Origin of the sequence: Bacillus sp. V3-13, from assembly GCF_002860165.1 — a bacterium.
GTDB lineage: Bacteria > Bacillota > Bacilli > Bacillales > Cytobacillaceae > Bacillus_BJ.
Genome location: NZ_PGUZ01000009.1, coordinates 98,238 through 117,705, shown reverse-complemented (window position 1 = coordinate 117,705; position 19,468 = coordinate 98,238). Strand labels below are relative to the sequence as shown.

Annotated in this window: 14 protein-coding genes and 1 pseudogene; 10 read left to right on the top strand and 5 right to left on the bottom strand. The window is 42.4% G+C overall.

Going from position 1 to position 19,468, the window contains the following annotated elements:
* The first annotated feature begins 157 nt into the window (after window positions 1-157).
* The gene (locus tag CU633_RS03585) at window positions 158-1,750 is read left to right on the top strand and encodes a long-chain-fatty-acid--CoA ligase (RefSeq protein ID WP_101658358.1); all 1,593 of its coding nucleotides are present in this window, start codon (window positions 158-160) and stop codon (window positions 1,748-1,750) included.
* A gap of 122 nt (window positions 1,751-1,872) precedes the next feature.
* On the opposite strand, the gene CU633_RS03580 is transcribed toward CU633_RS03585, so the two are convergent.
* Both CU633_RS03580 and CU633_RS03575 read right to left on the bottom strand, forming a co-directional pair.
* Window positions 1,873-2,163 carry a DUF5316 domain-containing protein gene (locus tag CU633_RS03580; RefSeq protein ID WP_101658357.1) on the bottom strand — a complete coding sequence of 97 codons (291 nt, stop codon included), beginning with the start codon at window positions 2,161-2,163 and terminating at the stop codon, window positions 1,873-1,875.
* 13 nt (window positions 2,164-2,176) lie between these two features.
* On the bottom strand, window positions 2,177-2,686 hold the full coding sequence (locus CU633_RS03575; protein WP_101658356.1) for an RNA polymerase sigma factor: 510 nt from the start codon (window positions 2,684-2,686) through the stop codon (window positions 2,177-2,179).
* A 790-nt stretch (window positions 2,687-3,476) separates the two neighbouring features.
* On the opposite strand from CU633_RS03575, the gene CU633_RS03570 reads away from it, so the two are divergent.
* From CU633_RS03570 to CU633_RS03560, 3 genes are all read left to right on the top strand, one after another.
* Entirely contained in the window at window positions 3,477-4,676 is a 1,200-nt protein-coding gene (locus CU633_RS03570; RefSeq protein WP_101658355.1) for a DUF418 domain-containing protein, read from the top strand.
* Window positions 4,677-4,716: 40 nt separating this feature from the next.
* Entirely contained in the window at window positions 4,717-5,625 is a 909-nt protein-coding gene (locus CU633_RS03565; protein ID WP_101658354.1) for a fumarylacetoacetate hydrolase family protein, read from the top strand.
* An 89-nt stretch (window positions 5,626-5,714) separates the two neighbouring features.
* Window positions 5,715-6,074, top strand: a complete 360-nt coding sequence (locus CU633_RS03560; protein WP_101658353.1) for a YisL family protein — start codon at window positions 5,715-5,717, stop codon at window positions 6,072-6,074.
* Window positions 6,075-6,306: 232 nt separating this feature from the next.
* Here CU633_RS03560 and CU633_RS03555 read toward each other — a convergent pair whose 3' ends face one another.
* The gene (locus tag CU633_RS03555; RefSeq protein ID WP_101658352.1) at window positions 6,307-6,870 is read right to left on the bottom strand and encodes a DUF2777 domain-containing protein; all 564 of its coding nucleotides are present in this window, start codon (window positions 6,868-6,870) and stop codon (window positions 6,307-6,309) included.
* Between the two features lie 171 nt (window positions 6,871-7,041).
* Between CU633_RS03555 and asnB the strand changes: the two genes are divergently transcribed.
* A complete protein-coding gene (asnB, locus tag CU633_RS03550) occupies window positions 7,042-8,889 on the top strand; it encodes an asparagine synthase (glutamine-hydrolyzing) (protein WP_101658351.1) in 1,848 nt (615 codons plus the stop codon).
* A gap of 73 nt (window positions 8,890-8,962) precedes the next feature.
* Here the strand turns inward: asnB and CU633_RS03545 are convergent.
* Both CU633_RS03545 and CU633_RS03540 read right to left on the bottom strand, forming a co-directional pair.
* Window positions 8,963-9,595: pseudogene (locus CU633_RS03545) on the bottom strand (MATE family efflux transporter); the annotation flags it as partial.
* A 4-nt stretch (window positions 9,596-9,599) separates the two neighbouring features.
* Window positions 9,600-11,372, bottom strand: coding sequence for an alpha-glycosidase (locus CU633_RS03540; RefSeq protein WP_101658383.1), 1,773 nt, complete (start codon window positions 11,370-11,372; stop codon window positions 9,600-9,602).
* A gap of 341 nt (window positions 11,373-11,713) precedes the next feature.
* Here CU633_RS03540 and CU633_RS03535 point away from each other — a divergent pair, with 341 nt between their 5' ends.
* The 5 genes from CU633_RS03535 (at window position 11,714) to CU633_RS03515 (ending at window position 19,452) form a co-directional block, all read left to right on the top strand.
* On the top strand, window positions 11,714-13,003 hold the full coding sequence (locus CU633_RS03535) for an extracellular solute-binding protein (protein WP_101658349.1): 1,290 nt from the start codon (window positions 11,714-11,716) through the stop codon (window positions 13,001-13,003).
* A gap of 137 nt (window positions 13,004-13,140) precedes the next feature.
* Window positions 13,141-14,427, top strand: coding sequence for a carbohydrate ABC transporter permease (locus CU633_RS03530; RefSeq protein ID WP_101658348.1), 1,287 nt, complete (start codon window positions 13,141-13,143; stop codon window positions 14,425-14,427).
* Window position 14,428: 1 nt separating this feature from the next.
* Window positions 14,429-15,271: a sugar ABC transporter permease gene (locus CU633_RS03525; protein ID WP_101658347.1), complete on the top strand. Its 843-nt coding sequence runs from the start codon at window positions 14,429-14,431 to the stop codon at window positions 15,269-15,271.
* A 138-nt stretch (window positions 15,272-15,409) separates the two neighbouring features.
* On the top strand, window positions 15,410-16,945 hold the full coding sequence (locus tag CU633_RS03520) for an alpha-amylase family glycosyl hydrolase (protein WP_101658346.1): 1,536 nt from the start codon (window positions 15,410-15,412) through the stop codon (window positions 16,943-16,945).
* 146 nt (window positions 16,946-17,091) lie between these two features.
* Window positions 17,092-19,452 (top strand): glycoside hydrolase family 31 protein, encoded by a 2,361-nt coding sequence (locus CU633_RS03515; RefSeq protein ID WP_101658382.1) that lies wholly within the window; start codon window positions 17,092-17,094, stop codon window positions 19,450-19,452.
* The last annotated feature ends 16 nt before the right edge of the window (window positions 19,453-19,468 follow it).

Below are 19,468 nucleotides of genomic sequence, written 5' to 3'. Positions count from 1 at the left end.
GCTTTAACTATCATCGATAAGGAGGATTTGAAGCTGGCTGAAAGAATTTGTTCGGAAAAATTATGAATTAGACATATTACGACAAAAAAACGGGTAAGAACCTGCCATAATAAATGTATATTTTGAAAGCGTTTCATTTTCAAGGGAGGGGAAAAGGATGAAGGTACCATTAGTGCTTTCGCAATTTTTGGACAGGGCTGTATCATTGTATGGTTCAAAGAGAGCGATTATTGGCGATGAACATGTTCTTACATACAAGGAGCTGAATGAAAGGGTCCACAAGCTTGCGCACGGGCTGACCAACCTGGAAGTTAAAAAGGGGGACAGGGTTGCCTATCTCGCCGGAAACACAATTGAAATGCTCGAAGGGTTTTACGGAGTATTCCTGACCGGCGCCATTATGGTGCCGCTTAACACCCGATTAAAGCCGGATGATTATTTGTTTATTTTGAACCATAGTGAAACGACTGTCCTGTTTGTTGATCGCTCGCTTTATCACTTGATTCTGCCTGTCAAAGAAAAACTGACAACGGTTAAGACGATTATCATTCATGACAACAAAAATGAGTATGCTGAAATCGATTACGAAAAGTGGCTTGAAGATCAACCGGCTACTCCTTTTACGAGAACGGCAGTGGATGAAGATGATATTTGCAGCCTTTTGTACACGAGCGGCACAACCGGAAACCCGAAAGGAGTCATGCTAACGCATCGCAACAATTATTTACACGCTTTAAGCGCGATGCACCATTTGCGTGTCAATGATGAGGATGTTCTTCTGCATGTTCTGCCGATGTTCCATGTTAACGGCTGGGGTTCTCCATTCTACTATACTGCGAACGGTGCGACGCAAATCTGCCTGAGGAAAACGTCTCCTGAGCAAATTTTTTCAGCCATCGAAAAATATGGAGTAACGGTTATGCACATGGCGCCAACGGTCTTAAACTCACTGCTGCAGTACAATGAACAACATAAGCCGCCAATCAGGCAGCCAATTCGGGTCGTCATTGCAGGTTCCGCTCCTCCGCCGGCATTTGTGACTCGGGTAGAAAAGGAATTGGGATGGGAGTTTATTCAAGTCTATGGAATGACAGAGTCGTCGCCTTTAAGCACCATTTCGCTGATTCGCTCCCATTTAAAGGATCTGCCGGCAGACGAGCAGAATCAAATTAAAGCAAAAACGGGCTACGCGATGATTGGCTGTCAAGTGAAGGTAGTCGATGACAATGGTGACGAGGTGTCTCATGACGGCAAACAGATCGGTGAAATCATCACAAGAAGCAATGGAGTCATGAAAGGGTACTGGAAAAATGAAGAAGCTACCAGGGAAGCAATCCGCGACGGCTGGCTTTATACCGGTGATATGGCAACGGTCGATCGGAATGGGTATATTGAGATTGTCGACCGCAAAAAGGATGTCATTATCAGCGGCGGTGAAAATATTTCTTCAATTGAAGTCGAAGGTGTTTTATACGACCATCCTGCGGTATTGGAGGCTGCTGTTGTCGCCGTCCCGCATGAAAAATGGGGGGAAACGCCTCACGCGTTTGTCGTGCTGAGGGAGGGGGAAACTTGCAAAGAAGCTGATCTTGTAGCCTTTTCACGGGAAAAGTTGGCCCATTTTAAAGCGATTACAGGAGTGACATTTGTTAACGAGCTTCCAAAAACAGCTTCCGGGAAAATCCAGAAGGTCCATCTCAGAAACGATTACTGGAAAGCAAAAGGAAAAACAGAACGGTTTGTAAACTAGACTGCTCTTTTATGGGCAGTTTTTTTCATTACAATCACTAGTATTATTGGACGATGATTTTGGTAATGAGCTTACTGTGTATATCCGACAAGACCCTTAATTGTATAAAAGTCGCTAAAAGTTTATTTAATAACAAAATAAGTGAGGATTGCAGTAATAATATTCGGTAAGCCTATCAAAAGAATTCTATTTGTTAAAAAGAACCGAGCCTGTTTAGTATCCTTGTTTTCAGAATAAAGATTTCTTCCCATTCGATCCCCATCTACAAAGGCTCCAGAAAATAGGGCACTAACGCCTAAAGACAGTATTCCAATAATGCCAGTAATTTTATAAAGTAACGTCCAATCTCTTAAAATAAACGCTGAGAGAATGCTGATAATAACCAGAACTATACCAATATACAAAGCCTTCATGACTAAACCTCCTTTAATATTCTTTAATTAATTGTTGAATTTTTTCTATTAATAGTCTCCTGCCTCTATATATTCTTGATTTCACAGTACCAATGTTTAAATTAAGCTTCGCAGCGATTTCACATTCTTTTAAACCTTCAATATACCTGAGCGTTAAAATTTCATGGTAATGTTTATTTAATTCTTTTATTGCTAGAATTATTCCTTCTTTTATTAAATTAAATTCAGCCTCTCTTTCTACAGTTGATTGTTGATATGGATTTCTAAACTGACTTCTATTAATTATTTTGATATCTCGTTGTTGATTTTCTTTTTTTAAAGTATCGAATGCTAACCTCTTGGCTGTAATTCGTAACCAACTTATTTTTTTTAATTGTTCTACATCTCCAATATATTTGTCTGCCCTAATAAAAGTTTCTTGTAATACCTCTTCCGTTAAGACATGACTTCTTACTATTAAAAAAACTTGATTATAAAGATGAGGATACCAATCAATTATTTTATCGAGATCATTTTCGTTCATTAGAATCTCCTCCTCTTTCTTTATTTATAAAAATTTTACCATTTATTTTGAATGCTTTTGATTACACTGTACCTGGTACTTGGAATGGTGTGGTCGTTAGTAAATACACAACAGTTGGAGTTAATACTTGGATAAAAATTACACGGGGTTCATCCAGTTGGACGTTGGAGTTCATCCACCAAGTAAGATAATTTATTAATCAATATTTAGTTGTTTAAAAAACTTGTAGAGAACAAGAATTATCTCTACAAGTTTTTTGACGATAAAACGAAAAAATGTATCTAATGCTGTTCAGGATTCCAAAAGATCCATCTCAGAAACGATTACTGGAAAGCAAAAGGAAAAACAGAACGGTTTGTAAACTAGACTGCTCTTTTATGGGCAGTTTTTTTTATAGTGAATGATGAAAATTAAGGTTTATGCATCGCTTTTTGCGATTTACATGTGGCTCCCTCAAAGATTTATGAGCGGTTTCGAGATTTATGAGCGGTTCCGGAGATTTACGAGCGAAATTTGAGATTTACGAGCGGTTTTCGAGATTTACGAGCGGAATTTGAGATTTACGAGCGGAATTTGAGATTTACGAGCGGAATTCGAGATTTACGAGCGGAATTTGAGATTTACGAGCGGAATTTGAGATTTACGAGCGGAATTTGAGATTTACGAGCGGAATTCGAGATTTACGAGCGGTTCCGAAATTTATGATCAATTCCCGGCCACATTTATGATCACTTTTACCGTTTTTTCAGGTATAATAAATTTTATGATTTTTCTAAAAAAGGAGGATGCTATGCAAACAATAATGAATCCTGTAAACGAAAGAATCACATCGATTGACATTATGAGAGGCCTGGCGATACTGGGGATCTTTCTTGTGAATATGATGTCTTTTCATTCGCCGATTCTTTATATTGATCCGTTGCAGTGGTGGAATGATCCGGCGGACAAAGCGGTGTACATTTTAATCGACGTTTTTGCACAGGCAAGCTTCTACCCGTTGTTCTCGCTGTTGTTCGGTTACGGACTTGTGATTTTACGGGAGCGGCTGCTAGCAAGGCAAGCAAAGTTTGCGCCAATCGCCCTGCGCAGGCTGTTTCTTTTATTAGTGATGGGCATCATTCACGCATTCTTGATTTGGCACGGCGATATTTTGATTACTTACGCGGTCCTCGGCTTCATCGCGCTCTTATTTTTAAAACTATCAGGAAAAGCTTTAATGCTGACAGGAACTTTGCTATATATAATCGCAAATCTTATGTTCGGCATACTGATAATTGGCATGGTGCTGTTTATTCCCGGAGGGGAGTTATCTATGTACGATCATGCTTCAGCAGCATTATCCCAACAAACCTATAAGGAAGGCAGCTTTATCGAGATTACGGTGCAACGGGCAACAGATTGGTATGCGGTTAATAATTTTGAAACGTTTTTCTTGATGCTGTCTTCGATTCTTCCTCTGTTTCTGATCGGTGCGGGAGCAGCGAAGCTAAAATGGCTGGAACAGCCTGATGAGCACAAACAGAAGCTTCGGAAGATTTTGCTGGTGACACTGATAAGCGGTTTACTTATTAAAATATCTCCTTACCTGCTTGGCCGGAATATGGCCAGCGAATATGTCCAGGATTTTTTCGGCGGGCCACTCCTGGCGATCTCATATGCACTGATGGTTGCTTTGTCTGCAAGAAGAAAAACCGCAGCCAAATTCCTCATGCCACTTGCAGCTGTCGGCCGGATGTCATTAAGCAATTATTTGCTCCAGTCAATCGTCTCGACGCTGATTTTTTACAGCTATGGCCTTGGTTTTTATGGCGATATTTCCCTGGCTGGCGGAACGGTTCTTGTTGTATTTATTTTTGCCTTTCAAATGATCATAAGCCAAATATGGATGAAGCATTTTTATTATGGCCCGTTTGAATGGCTATGGAGGAGTTTTACCTATCTAAAACCGCAAAAATGGAAACGAGTTGAGATCGAACTGAAAAAATCATGATGAAAGAGCTTTAATAATAACTAACCTGAGGTGATCAAAGATGAAATTTGCAACTGCAAAGGATGATTTAGGCGTTTTTGTTGGCATGGTCGATAACAAGGGAGAGCGTATTCTTCCTTTAAACAGAACGGAAAAATTAAGAACAGGCTCGAATGGTTTTCCTGAACAGCTGATCGAATGTATCTCACTTGGGGAATCGTTCATTGAAAAAGCAGCAGCCCTTGAGGCATGGGTAAGTGAAAGCCAGCTTGAAGGCGAGCTTTACATACCAATTGATCAAGTGAAATTACTGGCGCCGATCCCGCGGCCCGCGAAAAATATTTTTTGTGTCGGAAAAAACTATGCAGAGCATGCGATTGAAATGGGCAGCAAGGAAGATATACCGGAACATGTTATGGTTTTTACAAAGGCACCTACTACTGTCATAGGCCCTCAAGACGTCATTTTGAAACACGAGCATGTGACAAATGAACTCGATTATGAAGGTGAGCTGGCCGTCATTATCGGAAAAACGGGAAAAGGAATCCGCAAAGAAGATGCTCTTGATTATGTTTTCGGGTACACGGTATTGAATGATATTACCGCGAGGGATTTACAGGCGCGTCACAAACAATTTTTCATCGGAAAAAGCCTTGACGGCTCCTGTCCGGTTGGACCGTGGATCGTTCATGCGTCGGCTCTTCCGAATCCTAATCAATTATTTATCCAGACAAAGGTCAACGGAGAGCTGAGGCAAAATTCCAATACGGAAAACTTTATTTTCCCTGTCGAAGAAATCATTTCGGTTTTGTCCCGGGGAATGACCCTTGAACCAGGGGATATTATTGCGACCGGAACACCGGCAGGCGTTGGGAAAGGATTTCGCCCGCCACGGTTTTTGCAGCCGGGCGATGTGATCGAAATTGAAATAGAGGGAATTGGAGCGCTTGTCAACAAAGTAGAAAGCTAGATTTGCCATACTGGGGCCAGCTTATTTTTAGGTTTTTCCCTGTGAATATGTTATGATGATATCGAATTTTACATAAGGGGGACCTGTGCATGACCACGCATTTTCACATTACCGCATGGTTTTTGGCTCTTGTTTTGTTTTTCGTGGCACTCGGATTGCATAAAAGCGGGAATCAAAAAGGCTCTAAAATCGTACATATGATTTTAAGAGTATTGTATCTATTGATTATTGCTACCGGAGCTGAGTTTTTATTTCGAATAGAAAACGTTACTTTATCCTATATCCTGAAATCCGCAGTCGGGCTTTGGGTCATTGCGATGCTGGAAATGATCTTAATTCGTACAAAAAAGGAGAAGAAAACGTCTGTTTTATGGGGACAATTTATCATTGCCCTTGTGCTTGTCCTTTATCTCGGTTTAAGCATGCCAATCGGCTTTGATTGGTTTTAATTGTATAATGTCTCAGGAAAACTGCCATTTCATCAGGCAGTTTTTTTGCTTTTAGTACGATGAATAAAGCTGATTTTTTCTACAAAGTATAAGCAAGTAGCTTATAACGATTAGGGATATGTCCGAGACAGCGATGAACCTGACTCAACAACAATAAAGAAAAAGAAGAACTTCAATTCGAAGTTCTTCTTTATTATGCTGTGCATATCAGTTAGTAAATCTTCAACGATTTTTATTTTGAAACTTTTTCAATGACCATGCGCTTTCCGCTGCTTAGCGTGAATTCGAAGCGGTCATTGCTGCTCTCGTAATAGTAAAAATGATGCTGAACGGCACAAATATGGTCTTGATTGTCAAAAACAAGGAAATTCACGCCGCTTTTTCGCTTTTCATCGCTCAAAAAAGAAAGGTGGTTGTAACAATAAATACAATCAAATGCCGAAAAGTGCAGGGAATTAAGCGTTGTAATGAACTGAAAAAAAGCATCATCGTTAATGCCTTCCAGCAATTGTTCAAGTGAATAAATCAAATGCTTGCGCATTCTGACATGATCCTGGTTATTTAAGTAAATAACCTCATCCGCGAGCCCGATTTTCCCTTCTTCAAACAGAATTCCTTTTTTCCAGCGGTTGTAACGTAAAACCTGGATTTCCTGATGGAGATAGTCATCGAGCATCGATGCTTCTTCCGTTTCACCATCAAAAAAGATCCATTGATCGTTAATGTGCTCAACGGTCCCTTCTGTATATGCCCTCGTCTGACATTCAAAAAGCCTTGTTCGCTGCTGTCGATTCATGGTTTAACCTCCGTCATAAGTTGCCTCACCATTCTTTGTAGACAGTTTAACCTGTTTTTATAACTCTCTTTCCTTAATTTTAGGCTGTTAACCATTTTTGCGCAGATTGCATACACTGAAAGCATGCTAACCCGTGCTTATTATAATTTCCGCTCAGAAAGGATGGTCACCATGTGTGGAATTGCCGGCTGGATTGATTTTGCCAGGGATATGAACAATGAGAAGGCAGTTATTGAAACCATGGCAGAAACTTTGTCAAAAAGAGGTCCGGACGATACGAATGTCTGGACTTGTGTGCATGCTGGATTTGGTCATAAAAGGCTCGTTGTTGTTGATCCTGCCGGGGGAAAACAGCCGATGATAAAAGAAAAGTATGGTAATAGATTTATCATTTGCTATAACGGTGAACTTTACAATACGGAAGATCTGCGTAAAGACCTGATATTAAAAGGATATTCCTTTAAGGGTCATTCTGATACAGAAGTATTGCTCACTGCCTATATGGAATGGGAAGAAAAATGCGTCGAATATTTAAACGGTATCTTCGCCTTTGCCATATGGGACGAAAAACGGGCACAGCTGTTTATTGGCAGGGACCGGCTCGGTGTGAAGCCACTTTTCTTTATCGAAGCAAACCAGGGATTGTTGTTTGGCTCGGAACTAAAAGCGATACTGGCCCATCCATATGTAAAGGCAGAGCTTGACCGTGAGGGCCTGGCGGAAGTCTTTGGACTCGGCCCGTCCCGCTCTCCGGGAAGCGGGGTATTTAAAGGAATTAAAGAGCTCCGGCCTGCACATTGTCTGCTCTTTAGCAGGGACGGTTTGAAAACTTATCGATACTGGAATGTTAAAAGCGAGAAGCACGAGGATAACTTGCAGGAAACAGCTGAAAAAGTCCGCTTTCTTGTTACCGATGCCGTTACCAGACAGTTGGTTTCCGATGTGCCACTCTGCACTTTCCTGTCGGGAGGGCTGGATTCGAGTGCAATAACAGCCATTGCGGCAAAACAGTTTGAAAAAGAGGGAAAAGGCAATCTCCACACCTACTCGATCGATTATGAGGGAAACGACCAATTTTTTACGGAAAGTGAGTTTCAGCCAAACTCAGATGCCCATTGGATTCAATTGATGACAGATTCATTTCAAACCATTCATCATAAGTGCATTATTTCACAAGATGACGTGGCCCGGTACCTTGAGGAAGCGGTGGTGGTCAGAGATTTGCCGGGAATGGCTGATATTGACTCGTCTTTGTTATGGTTTTGCAGAGAAATTAAAAAAGACTTTGTTGTCAGTCTTTCCGGTGAATGCGCGGATGAAATTTTTGGAGGATACCCATGGTTTCACCGAAGTGAAGATTTAAACCGGTCCGGATTTCCGTGGATGCGCTCAACAGAAGCACGCCAAAATCTTTTAAAAGAGCACTGGAGAACCAAGCTGCAGCTTCAGGACTATGTATCCCGTAAATATGAAGAAACAGTGCGGGAAACACCCCGTTTAGATGGTGAAAGCAATGAGGATGCCAAAAGGAGAGAAATATTTTACCTGAATATCCTCTGGTTTATGATAACCCTGCTTGATCGGAAGGACCGGATGAGCATGGGTGCAAGCCTCGAGGTCAGGGTTCCGTTTGCGGACCATCGCCTTGTTGAATATGTATGGAATATTCCCTGGACACTAAAAATGCACGGCAACAGGGAAAAGGGCATCCTTCGCAAGGCCCTGGAGGGAGTGCTTCCGGATGAAGTGCTTTACCGGAAAAAGAGCCCTTATCCGAAAACACATCACCCGGAATATACTCAAGCAGTCCAACAAATGCTTTCTGAAATTTTAAAGAACAAAAGCTCGGCATTATATGAGTTTTTTGATGCGAATCAATTAAAGCAAATCGTTGAATCTGGAGGATCCGCCTTTAAAGCTCCGTGGTTCGGGCAATTGATGACAGGCCCTCAGCTTTTGGCCCACTTGGCGCAAATTCACATTTGGTTTGACAAATACAACATTCAAATTGTTGATTAAATTGGAGTGGAAGCTCCTTTTCGGGGCTTCTTTTTGCCATTACTTTTAAATGACTGCACCTCAAGGGAAGTGTTTATGCCGATTCAGGCGCTACAAAAGAACTTCTCAGCCATACCTTCGATTTCCAGCGCCACAGCATCAGCAGTCCCCTTAACCATTCATCGGCAATGAACGCGATCCAAATGCCGATTAAACCGAGCCCAAAATGGATTCCCAACAGGTACGATAGTGTTACACTGACTCCCCACATCGAGAGAATCCCCATATAAACCGGGAATCTTACATCTCCAGCAGCACGAAGAGCATTAATGACAACCAAATTAAACGAGCGCCCGGGTTCTAATATAACTGTCAGCAATAACAGGGTGCCGCCGACTTTAATAATCTCCGGATTTGTGGTAAAAATCCCTATTAAACTATCGGAAAAGAACCAGACTACTACTGCGCCGCTAAATGAAATTGCGATCGCCAGCTTCAAACTTCTTAAGCAGCGTCTGTATGCTTCTTCGTATTTTTTTGCCCCGATCATGTGCCCAATCAGGATTTGCGTACCCTGGCTGATGGCAACACTAAACAGAAAAATAAACATCATGATATTTTGTGCATACACTTTGGATGTTAATGCTTCTGTACCTAAAATGGCAATAAAGCAGGTGATCACGATTTGCGAACCATCATAGGACAAATGCTCACCGGCAGAGGGAACAGGCTTAAGACTGGAGCAATTGAAACGTTAGAATCGCATAATCATATGGAGGCAGAGAGACAAATAAATCATCGGCTTCGGCTGCGAATTCAGCGCCATTTTTTAGATCGGTAATTTTCCGGCTTTTTAAAGGAAAAGGCAGAGTATATTTTTGCTGTTCAACAGAATTGTTCAAAATGACCACGGCGGTTTTTTGCCCATCCGTTTTCGAAAAAGCAATGACCCGGCTGTCTTCATTTACCGGCAAGAAGGCAAGCTGTCCTTTGTTGGCAAGCAGCTTTTCTGTTCCGCGCAGCTTGATTAATGCCTGGATATGATTAAAAAGCTCCCTGTTTTGATCTTCTTCGGCCCATGGCATACATTTTCGGCAGCCTGGATCCATGCCACCGGTCAAACCGATTTCATCACCATAATAAATACATGGTGTCCCGATAAATGTAAGCATAAAGGCATATATTAACTTTGCTTTTTGAACATCCCCGCCGCATTCAGTCAGGATTCTCTTTGTGTCATGGCTGCCGACAAGATTAAAGGCCGTCTCATTTATCGTTGCAGGGTATAGGTGTGTAACGGTTGTCATATTGTCAGTAAACTCGGCTGCACTGATATTTTCCTTCGCAAAAAACTCGACAACATTAGTGAGAAACGGATAATTCATCACTGCATCAAATTGGTCTCCGCGCAGCCACGGCATCGAGTCATGCCAGACTTCGCCCAAAATATATAAATCCGGCTTGATCGCTTTCACCTCGCGGCGGAAATCCCGCCAAAATTGATGATCGATTTCATTGGCCACGTCAAGCCTCCAGCCATCAATATCAAACTCTCTGATCCAATAGCGGCCGACTTCCAATAAATACTCTTTTAAATCAGGATCATACGTATTTAATTTCGGCATGGACTCGACAAACCCGAATGTCGCGTAATTTGGCCGCTCCCCGCCTTGAAGAGGGAACCCGTAAATATGGAACCAATTTGCATACCTGGATTCGGCTCCGTTTTTTAATACATCCTGAAACGGTTCAAAGTGGTAGCCGCTATGGTTAAAAACAGCATCAAGCATGATTCTGATTCCGTTCTCATGGCACTTGGCCACCAGTTTTTTAAACGTTTCTTTGTCGCCAAATTGCGGATCGATTTCAAAGTAATCAATCGTATCATATTTATGGTTCGAATACGCTTTGAATATCGGTGTGAAATAAATACCGGTAATGCCGAGCTCTATTAAATAATCAAGATGGTCGATGATGCCTTGAAAATCACCGCCAAAAAAATTGGTTGCGGATGGCTCTTCGCTCGCCCAGTCCTTTGTGTCTTCCGGATTAATCGATTCGTCCCCATTTGCGAAACGCTCGGGAAAAATTTGATACCAGACCGTATCCTTGACCCATTCAGGAGCCCGAAAAACCTCCGTTTCGTGCAGATAAGGAAAACAGAAATAGTACCCGGAATCTTCAGGCGGTTCAGTAAAGAAGCCTTTTTCCGTGTATAAGACCTGCTCGTCTTCGTTCTTTAAGAAAAAGCCGTAACGCAGCCGCTTCGCCGGTGGCTTTACTTCAATTTGCCAATAATCAAACAAGGAATCTGATCCTGTCTTGCTTAAGGAATCTTCATATGTAGCCCATTTTTCATCGACCCACTCAAAAGGGTCGCCATACAATAAATCAATTTTTTCCACATTATTTTTTTTCGTGCGGAGCCGAATATGCAAAGCATCCTCACGAACGGGATAAGCAAAGGAATCTGTTGGCCTATGATAAACAGCAGAAAGATCGATCATCATTATCTCCTTCCAATGCAATCGATTGCATTTTTTTAACGCCTTTCTTAAAAGGTAGCAAAGAATCTTTCATCATTCAAGCCATACAGTTATTGAAAGCCGAAAAATTTTTTTCTCCAATTCTATGAAAACGGTTGCTAAAAGCAAAAATATCGGTATAATGAAAGTGAAGTTTGTGCAATCGTTTTCGCAAAGGGTTTTAATGATTGAACGATAGAGTCATGAAAAGGCAAGGATTTTTAAAATTTTTTGACAACGCTTACAATTGTGTCTTTTTTGGCTTGCGGCGTAAACGTTTGTATGAAACTACTAAAATATTACATATGGAGGGGTCAATGATGAAAAGAGCATTATCGATTTTTATGATGTCCGTATTGCTGCTGGGAGTTTTAGCTGCATGCGGGCCTGACCGCGAGGCAACTCGTCCAGCAGATACAGGCAAAGACAAAGATAGTAAAACCGAAGAGCCGCCAAAACCTGAGAAGCTGGTTGTTTGGGAAGATACAGATAAAGGGATTGCTTTGGAGCCGGCAATTGCCTCTTTTGAAGAAAAGTACGGAATTGCTGTTGAGTTCCAGGAACTCGGAATGGCCGACAAAATTCGTGATCAGCTTCGCCTTGATGGCCCGGCAGGCAATGCTCCGGATGTCATAACGCTTCCTCATGACCAAATTGGCCAGGTTGCTATTGAAGGACTAATCCAGGAAATTAAAGTTGACCAATCGGTAATCGATACATTTACAGAATCTTCGATTGCGGCACAAATGTTCGAGGGAAAGCTTTATGGCCTTCCTAAAGCGACAGAAACTCCAGTTTTTATTTATAACAAAGCTTTAATGGAAAGTGCTCCGAAAACAATGGATGAAGTTTACGAGTTTGCAAAGAACTTTAATCAAGAAGGAAAATACGGATTTATCGCAGTATGGGATGACTTCTACTTTGCGCATGGTGTCATGGCCGGCATGGGCGGGTACGTATTCAAGGAAAAAGACGGTTCTTTGGATCCAACTAATATTGGTCTTAATAACGAAGGCGCAATCAAAGGGGCCGAGTATATTCAAAAATGGTATTCTGAAGGATTATTTCCTAACGGTATTATTGGACAGAGCGGAGGTACGACAAGAGACGGCTTGTTTAATGAAGGAAGTATTGCTTCCATGATGAACGGTCCATGGGCATTCCAGGGTGCAAAGGATGCCGGAATTGATATCGGGGTCGCTCCAATGCCAAAACTACCAAACGGTGAAAATATGAAAACCTTCATGGGTGTTAAAGGATGGCATGTTACTGCTTTTACGGACAATGCTTACTGGGCAACAAAATTTGTTGAGCATATCACCAATGAAGAAAATGCGAAAATACGTTATGAACTAACCCAGGAAATTCCTCCTGTTAAGTCGTTAATCGATGATCCCGTTATTGCTGAAAATGAAGGTGCGAAAGCTGTTGCTGAACAATCAAAGTACGCTGTACCAATGCCGAACATTCCTCAAATTGCAGAGGTGTGGGAACCAATGGCATCTGCATTGCAGACGATTGCTACCGGCAAATCCGATGTAAAAGCGGCGCTGGATGATGCGGTTAAAACGATTGAAACAAATATTGAATCCAATCACGCTACGAATTAATAAAAAAGTTGCATTAATCGGGCGGTACCTCTCGTGGGGGTATTGCCCATCCTTTTTTAGATTGGCATCATGTGCGAATTAAGATAGCAGATAGTTTTCGTTGCTGCTTTCTCCTAATAGAAAGGGAGGATGTTAAAATGGAGGATGTCGTGAAAACGATCACCAATCATGGAAGGAACGCTGGGCTTTTCTCCATCATTCCGGGATTTGGCCAGTTTTATAATAAACAATTTCTTAAGGGCTTCATTTTTCTTGTTTTAACTTTGTCCTTTTTTATGGCCTTTTATGACACGCTCAATTGGGGTTTTTGGGGACTGATCACTTTAGGTACAATTCCGGTGGTCGATCATTCAATTTTTTTGCTGATTGATGGAATCATTGCAGTGATCGTAACAGTGCTGGGATTGATGGTTTATGCCTTTAATATTTACGATGCTTATACAAATGGCAAAAAGCGCGATCGCGGTTTAAAGCTGAACAGCGTTCGCGAACAGTATCATAATCTGCTGGATAATGGCTTTCCCTATTTAATGATCTCGCCGGGCTTTTTCCTATTAATATTCGTCGTTATATTCCCGATTTTGTTTGTCGTTTTGCTTTCGTTTACGAATTATGATTTATACCACTCGCCGCCTGCCAAGCTCGTAGACTGGGTCGGTTTTCAAAATTTTGTTGACATTTTCAAGCTTGATCTTTGGAGAAAAACCTTTTTTGGTGTCATGGGCTGGACAATCGTTTGGACATTTGGGGCGACGACATTGCAGGTTGCCTTGGGTATTTTTCTTGCGATTTTAGTCAACCAGAAGGATCTTAAAGGAAAAGCAATCATCAGGACGATTTTCATCCTGCCATGGGCCGTTCCATCTTTTATTTCGATCATGATTTTTTCCGGTATGTTCAATGAAAGCTTTGGGGTTATTAATAATGGCTTGTTGGATGCGCTGGGGATCTCGTCCATCCCGTGGATGACCGAAGAGTTATGGACAAGGGTTGCCTTAATTTTTATCCAGTCTTGGCTTGGTTTTCCGTTTATATTTGCCATGACGACAGGAGTTCTCCAATCGATTCCGGATGAGTTATATGAAGCGGCAACCGTTGACGGCGCTTCAATTCTCCAAAAATTTTCAAAGATTACCTTGCCGCTCGTCTTATATGCGACTGCTCCGATCATTATCACGCAATATACATTTAACTTTAACAATTTTAATGTAATTTTCTTGTTCAATGGTGGAGGCCCTGCGATTCCGGGCCAAAATGCAGGTGGGACAGACATTCTGATTTCATGGATTTATAAGTTGACGATGACTTCTGCCCAGTATGGAAAAGCGGCTGCGATTACAATGATCCTTTCACTTATCGTTGTGTCGGTGGCGTTATGGCAGTTTAGAAGAACGAGATCATTCCAAGAGGAGGATTTGATGTAGCATGAGCATGAAGAGAAGTAAGATGATCCGCCTGACGCTGACATATGTCGTGATTGCTTTGATGTGTTTCATCATTATCTATCCGCTTCTCTGGGTACTCGGATCGTCCTTCAATCCCGGGCAAAGCCTATCAGGATCTGCGATGTTTCCGAAAAATCCGACGACAGCACATTACCAATACCTTTTTGATCCAGATAAGTCAAACTATGTACGCTGGTATATGAACTCACTGAAAATTAGTATTTCAACAATGGTTCTCACCGTGATTACTGTATCATTAACAGCGTATTCATTTTCCCGCTATCGGTTTGTGGGCAGAAAAAATGGTTTAATAACATTCTTGGTTTTGCAAATGATTCCGAATTTTGCAGCTTTAATTGCTATCTTTGTTTTAGCGACAAGAACCGAACTGATCGATACTCACCTTGGGCTCATCCTTGTATATGCAGGCGGGCAAATCCCGATGAACACCTGGTTGATGAAGGGCTATTTGGATACGATTCCGAAGGAACTGGATGAATCGGCGAAAATGGACGGGGCAGGACATCTGCGGGTTTTTTGGCAAATCGTCATGCCGCTGGCAAAACCAATCATTTCTGTAGTGGCACTGTTTTCCTTCATCGCACCTTTGGGTGATTTTATCCTGGCGAGAGTTTTACTGCGAACAAATGAGAAATTTACGATGACTGTTGGATTGTATGAAATGGTTGCCAAGCAGTTTGGGAACGAGTTTACCAAGTTTGCGGCAGGTTCTGTATTAATCGCGATTCCGATCGCAATCTTGTTCCTAATGTTTCAAAAATACTTCGTTTCCGGTTTGACGGCAGGGGGAACAAAAGGCTAATCTTAAAGGCGTATATAAAAGCTGCGGCGTCATTGCCGGTGAATACCAGGCAGGGTGATTTGGCAGACTCGGGGATTCTGTTTTTAAGCGGATTTCACGTTGAGTGCAGCTTGAGACGACTTTAAGGAGGAAACGGAGATGAAAAAGAAACTTTTCACTCTTATCTTAATTCCGTTTCTTCTTTTTTACGCACTCCCGGCAGGAGCCGTTGAAAAAGAAGAGCGCAAATGGCAGGATGAGACCATTTATTATATCATGGTTGATCGATTCAGCAATGTCAATTCCAGCAACGATTTTGTTGTCGACGCGGCTGATCCGGAAGCGTACCATGGCGGCGATTTCAAAGGAATTATCGGCAGGCTTGATTACTTAAAAGACATGGGATTTACAGCTTTACGGCTTACTCCCGTTTTTGATAATACAGCGGGCGGCTATCATGGTTATTGGATGAATGACTTCTATAAGACAGAAGAACATTTCGGAACGATAAAAGAGTTTAAGCAGCTTGTTAAAGAAGCCCATGATCGCGATATGAAAATTATTGTCGATTTTGTTGCCAATCATGTTGGGCCGAACCATCAATGGTTGAACGACCCGGCCAAGCAGGATTGGTTTCATCCAGAGCAGGAAATTGTAAACGTTGAAGACAAGGAAGAGTTGGAAAAAGGCTGGTTAAATGGCCTGCCTGATCTTGATCAGGATCATCCCGAAGTGAAAAAATACTTGCTCGATGCCGCTGCCTGGTGGATCGAAGAAACGGACATTGACGGTTACGGCCTTGAAGATGTTGATCATGTTCCAATCAGTTTCTGGGAGGATTTTGCGAAAGAAGTAAAGCAGAAAAAAGAAGATTTTTATTTAATCGGCGAGCTATCGTCTGATGATCCAAATGAAATTGCTAAATATAAACAAACGGGTATTGATGGCTTTGATAATGATCCGTTAAACAGTTACTTGAGAGAGGCGTTTGCCAAGCCCGATCAGTCACTCGGCGCACTTTTCAGCGCATATGAGCAACATCAGGAAAACTATGAAAACCCTTATTTAATGGGAACTTTTATGGACAATGATGATACAGTCCGCTTTACGCGCGATATTATCAAAAACGAGATTCATCCCGGTCCGGGATGGAAGCTTGCGTTAACCTATTTATACACAACGCCCGGCATCCCGATTGTTTTTTATGGAAGCGAAATTGCCCTTGACGGCGGAGAAGAGCCCGACAATCACAGGCAAATGGATTTCCGGACAGATAAAGAATTAGCCGACTATATTACGAAATTGGGCGAATTGCGCGATCAGCATCCATCGTTAACAAGGGGAACAATTGAGCTTTTATTTGAAGATAAAGGAATGGCTGTTTATAAGCGGACCTCGGATGATGAAACGTCGGTAATTGCGATTAATAACACATCTGAAACAAAGTCGGCCGAGCTGGATGAAAGCAGCCTTGATGCCGACAAAGAGCTTAGAGGGCTGTTGAATGGCGACGTGATTAAGAGCAGTGAAGGCCAATATAAACTCGTCCTCGACCGGGAAGAAGCGGAAATTTACTTTTTATCAGATAAAACTGGTTTAAATATTCCTTATCTCACAGCTATGGGTGTTGTCTATGCAGCGTTTATTGTATTTATTATTTTAGTCTGGAAGAGATCGAGAAGAAAAAGCTCCTAGGCAGGGGACTGGTAAAGCAGCGTCATCCTGCACCAAGCTAATGCCAATGATTTTTGCCGGACTAAGGCTGTAAGGAGGAGCGATCGATCCAACAGACACTCATCAAATATATGCTTGCCGGAATGGCATTAAAAGGAGGCGGAGAGATGCTCGAAGACACTAGTTTTGCTATTCATCCCGGCCAAAAAAAGCAAATGGAAAATGGCGGTTTTAATGAAATCGGAAAAGTCATCAAATTTGAAACAGCACCAAATGGAGCAACTGTGCAAACCGAATCAGGAGATTTGAAAATCGTCTTTTATCGTTCTGATATTGTCCGATTCGTCTTAAACCCGTTTGGGGATACAATACTTGCAAGCAGCCCGGCTGTAATCGCCGAACCGGAAAATGTTGATTTCTCTGCAGAAGATTCGGACGAAGATATTCTTTTGCAATCAGCGAAGTTAGCCGTTCGGATCCAAAAGAACCCGGTAAGGATCACGGTCTCTGACTGCGATGGGAACGTGCTTGTGCGGGAAGCTGGAAAAGGAATGGGCTATACAAATTCGAAAGAAATTATTTGTTTTAAAGAGATGGATGTGGCAGACCATTTTTACGGGTTTGGTGAAAAGACGGGTTTTCTTGATAAACGCGGCGAAAAAATGACAATGTGGAACACCGATGTCTATGCACCCCATAATCCCGAGACCGATCCGCTATATCAGTCAGTCCCTTACTTTATGACGCTGAGAAACGGCAGGGCTGTTGGAATATTTTTTGATAACACCTTTAAAACGACTTTTGATTTTAAAACCGAAGAGAATGACTATTCTTTTGGCGCGGAAGGCGGACAAATCGATTATTACGTTATGTGCGGACCTGAACCAAAGAATGTGCTTGAGCAATATACAGCGTTAACCGGCCGGATTCCGATTCCTCCGAAGTGGGCCATCGGCTACCACCAATCACGCTACAGCTACGGATCAGAGCAGGAAGTCAGGGAGCTTGCGAATTCTTTTCTTGAAAAGGGGATCCCGCTTGATGCCATCTATTTAGACATTCATTATATGGATGAATACCGGGTGTTTACCTTTGATCGGGACAGGTTCCCGAATCCAGCCCGGCTCGTCGGCGACCTGAAGGAAAAAGGGATTCGCATCGTTCCGATTGTCGATCCGGGTGTAAAAGAGGACCCCGAGTATAAAATCTATCAAGAAGGAATCCGGGGAGGCCACTTTTGCAAGTACATTGAAGGAAATATCTACTTTGGTGATGTGTGGCCGGGAAACAGTGCTTTCCCTGATTTTACAAGCTCCAAAGTCCGTGAGTGGTGGGGGGAAAAACATCATTTCTACACGAATTTAGGCATTGAAGGCATTTGGAACGATATGAACGAACCGGCCGTTTTTAACGAAACGAAAACGATGGACCTGAAAGTCATTCATGATAACGACAGTGATCCAAAGACCCATCGTGAACTGCATAATCTTTATGGCCTCATGATGGGGCAGGCAACCTACACCGGCTTGAAAAAGCAATTGGAAGGAAAGCGGCCGTTTGTGCTGACGCGGGCGGGCTATTCGGGGGTTCAGCGCTATGCGGCTGTATGGACCGGGGATAACCGCAGCTTCTGGGAGCATTTGCAAATGTCTTTGCCAATGGTCATGAATCTCGGATTATCGGGAATTGCTTTTTCCGGTCCCGATGTCGGTGGTTTTGCGCATGATGCCAATGGAGAACTTCTCGCGCGCTGGACGCAGGTTGGCGCCTTTACACCGTATTTCCGCAATCACTGCGCAATCGGTTTTGCTAGGCAGGAGCCATGGTCATTTGGCGAAAAATACGAAAAAATTATTAAGAAATATATTGAGCTTCGCTACCAGTGGCTTCCGCATCTTTATTCCTTGTTTGCAGAGGCACATCGAAGCGGAACGCCGGTGATGCGCCCGCTAATGCTCGAATACCCGCATGATGCCAATACATATCATCTGTCAGATCAATTTATGGTCGGCGATAATGTGATTGTTGCACCAATCATGCAGCCGGGTACAGAACACCGTGCCGTCTATCTTCCTGAGGGAAGCTGGATCGATTATTGGACAGGTGAGGAATGGGCAGGAGGGCAGCATCACTTAATCAAGGCCGGGCTTGATGTGCTGCCGATATTTATCAAAAAAGGATCTCTTGTTGTTCAAGGCAATCGGAAGCAGTCGACAAAAATAAAAGACGAGAAGGTAACCGTTCATTTGTACTATGGAGACAACACAGATTACTCATTCAAACTTTATGAGGACGATGGCATCAGCTTCGATTACGAGCATGGGAAATGCCTGACGAAAGAAATGAATGTTGCATGCCAGAATGGAAAAGTCGAGCTAACGATAACAGACAGGGGCGATTTCCAGCCTGAATGGAAAACTCTTGAGCTGGTCATCCACGGAGCTGGCGAAAATATTTTTGTTTTAGTAAACGGTGTAGTAAAAACGTCTCACAAAAAGCAGGAAAAAACGTTTACATTTCTATTATAATAGAACTAACGAATAA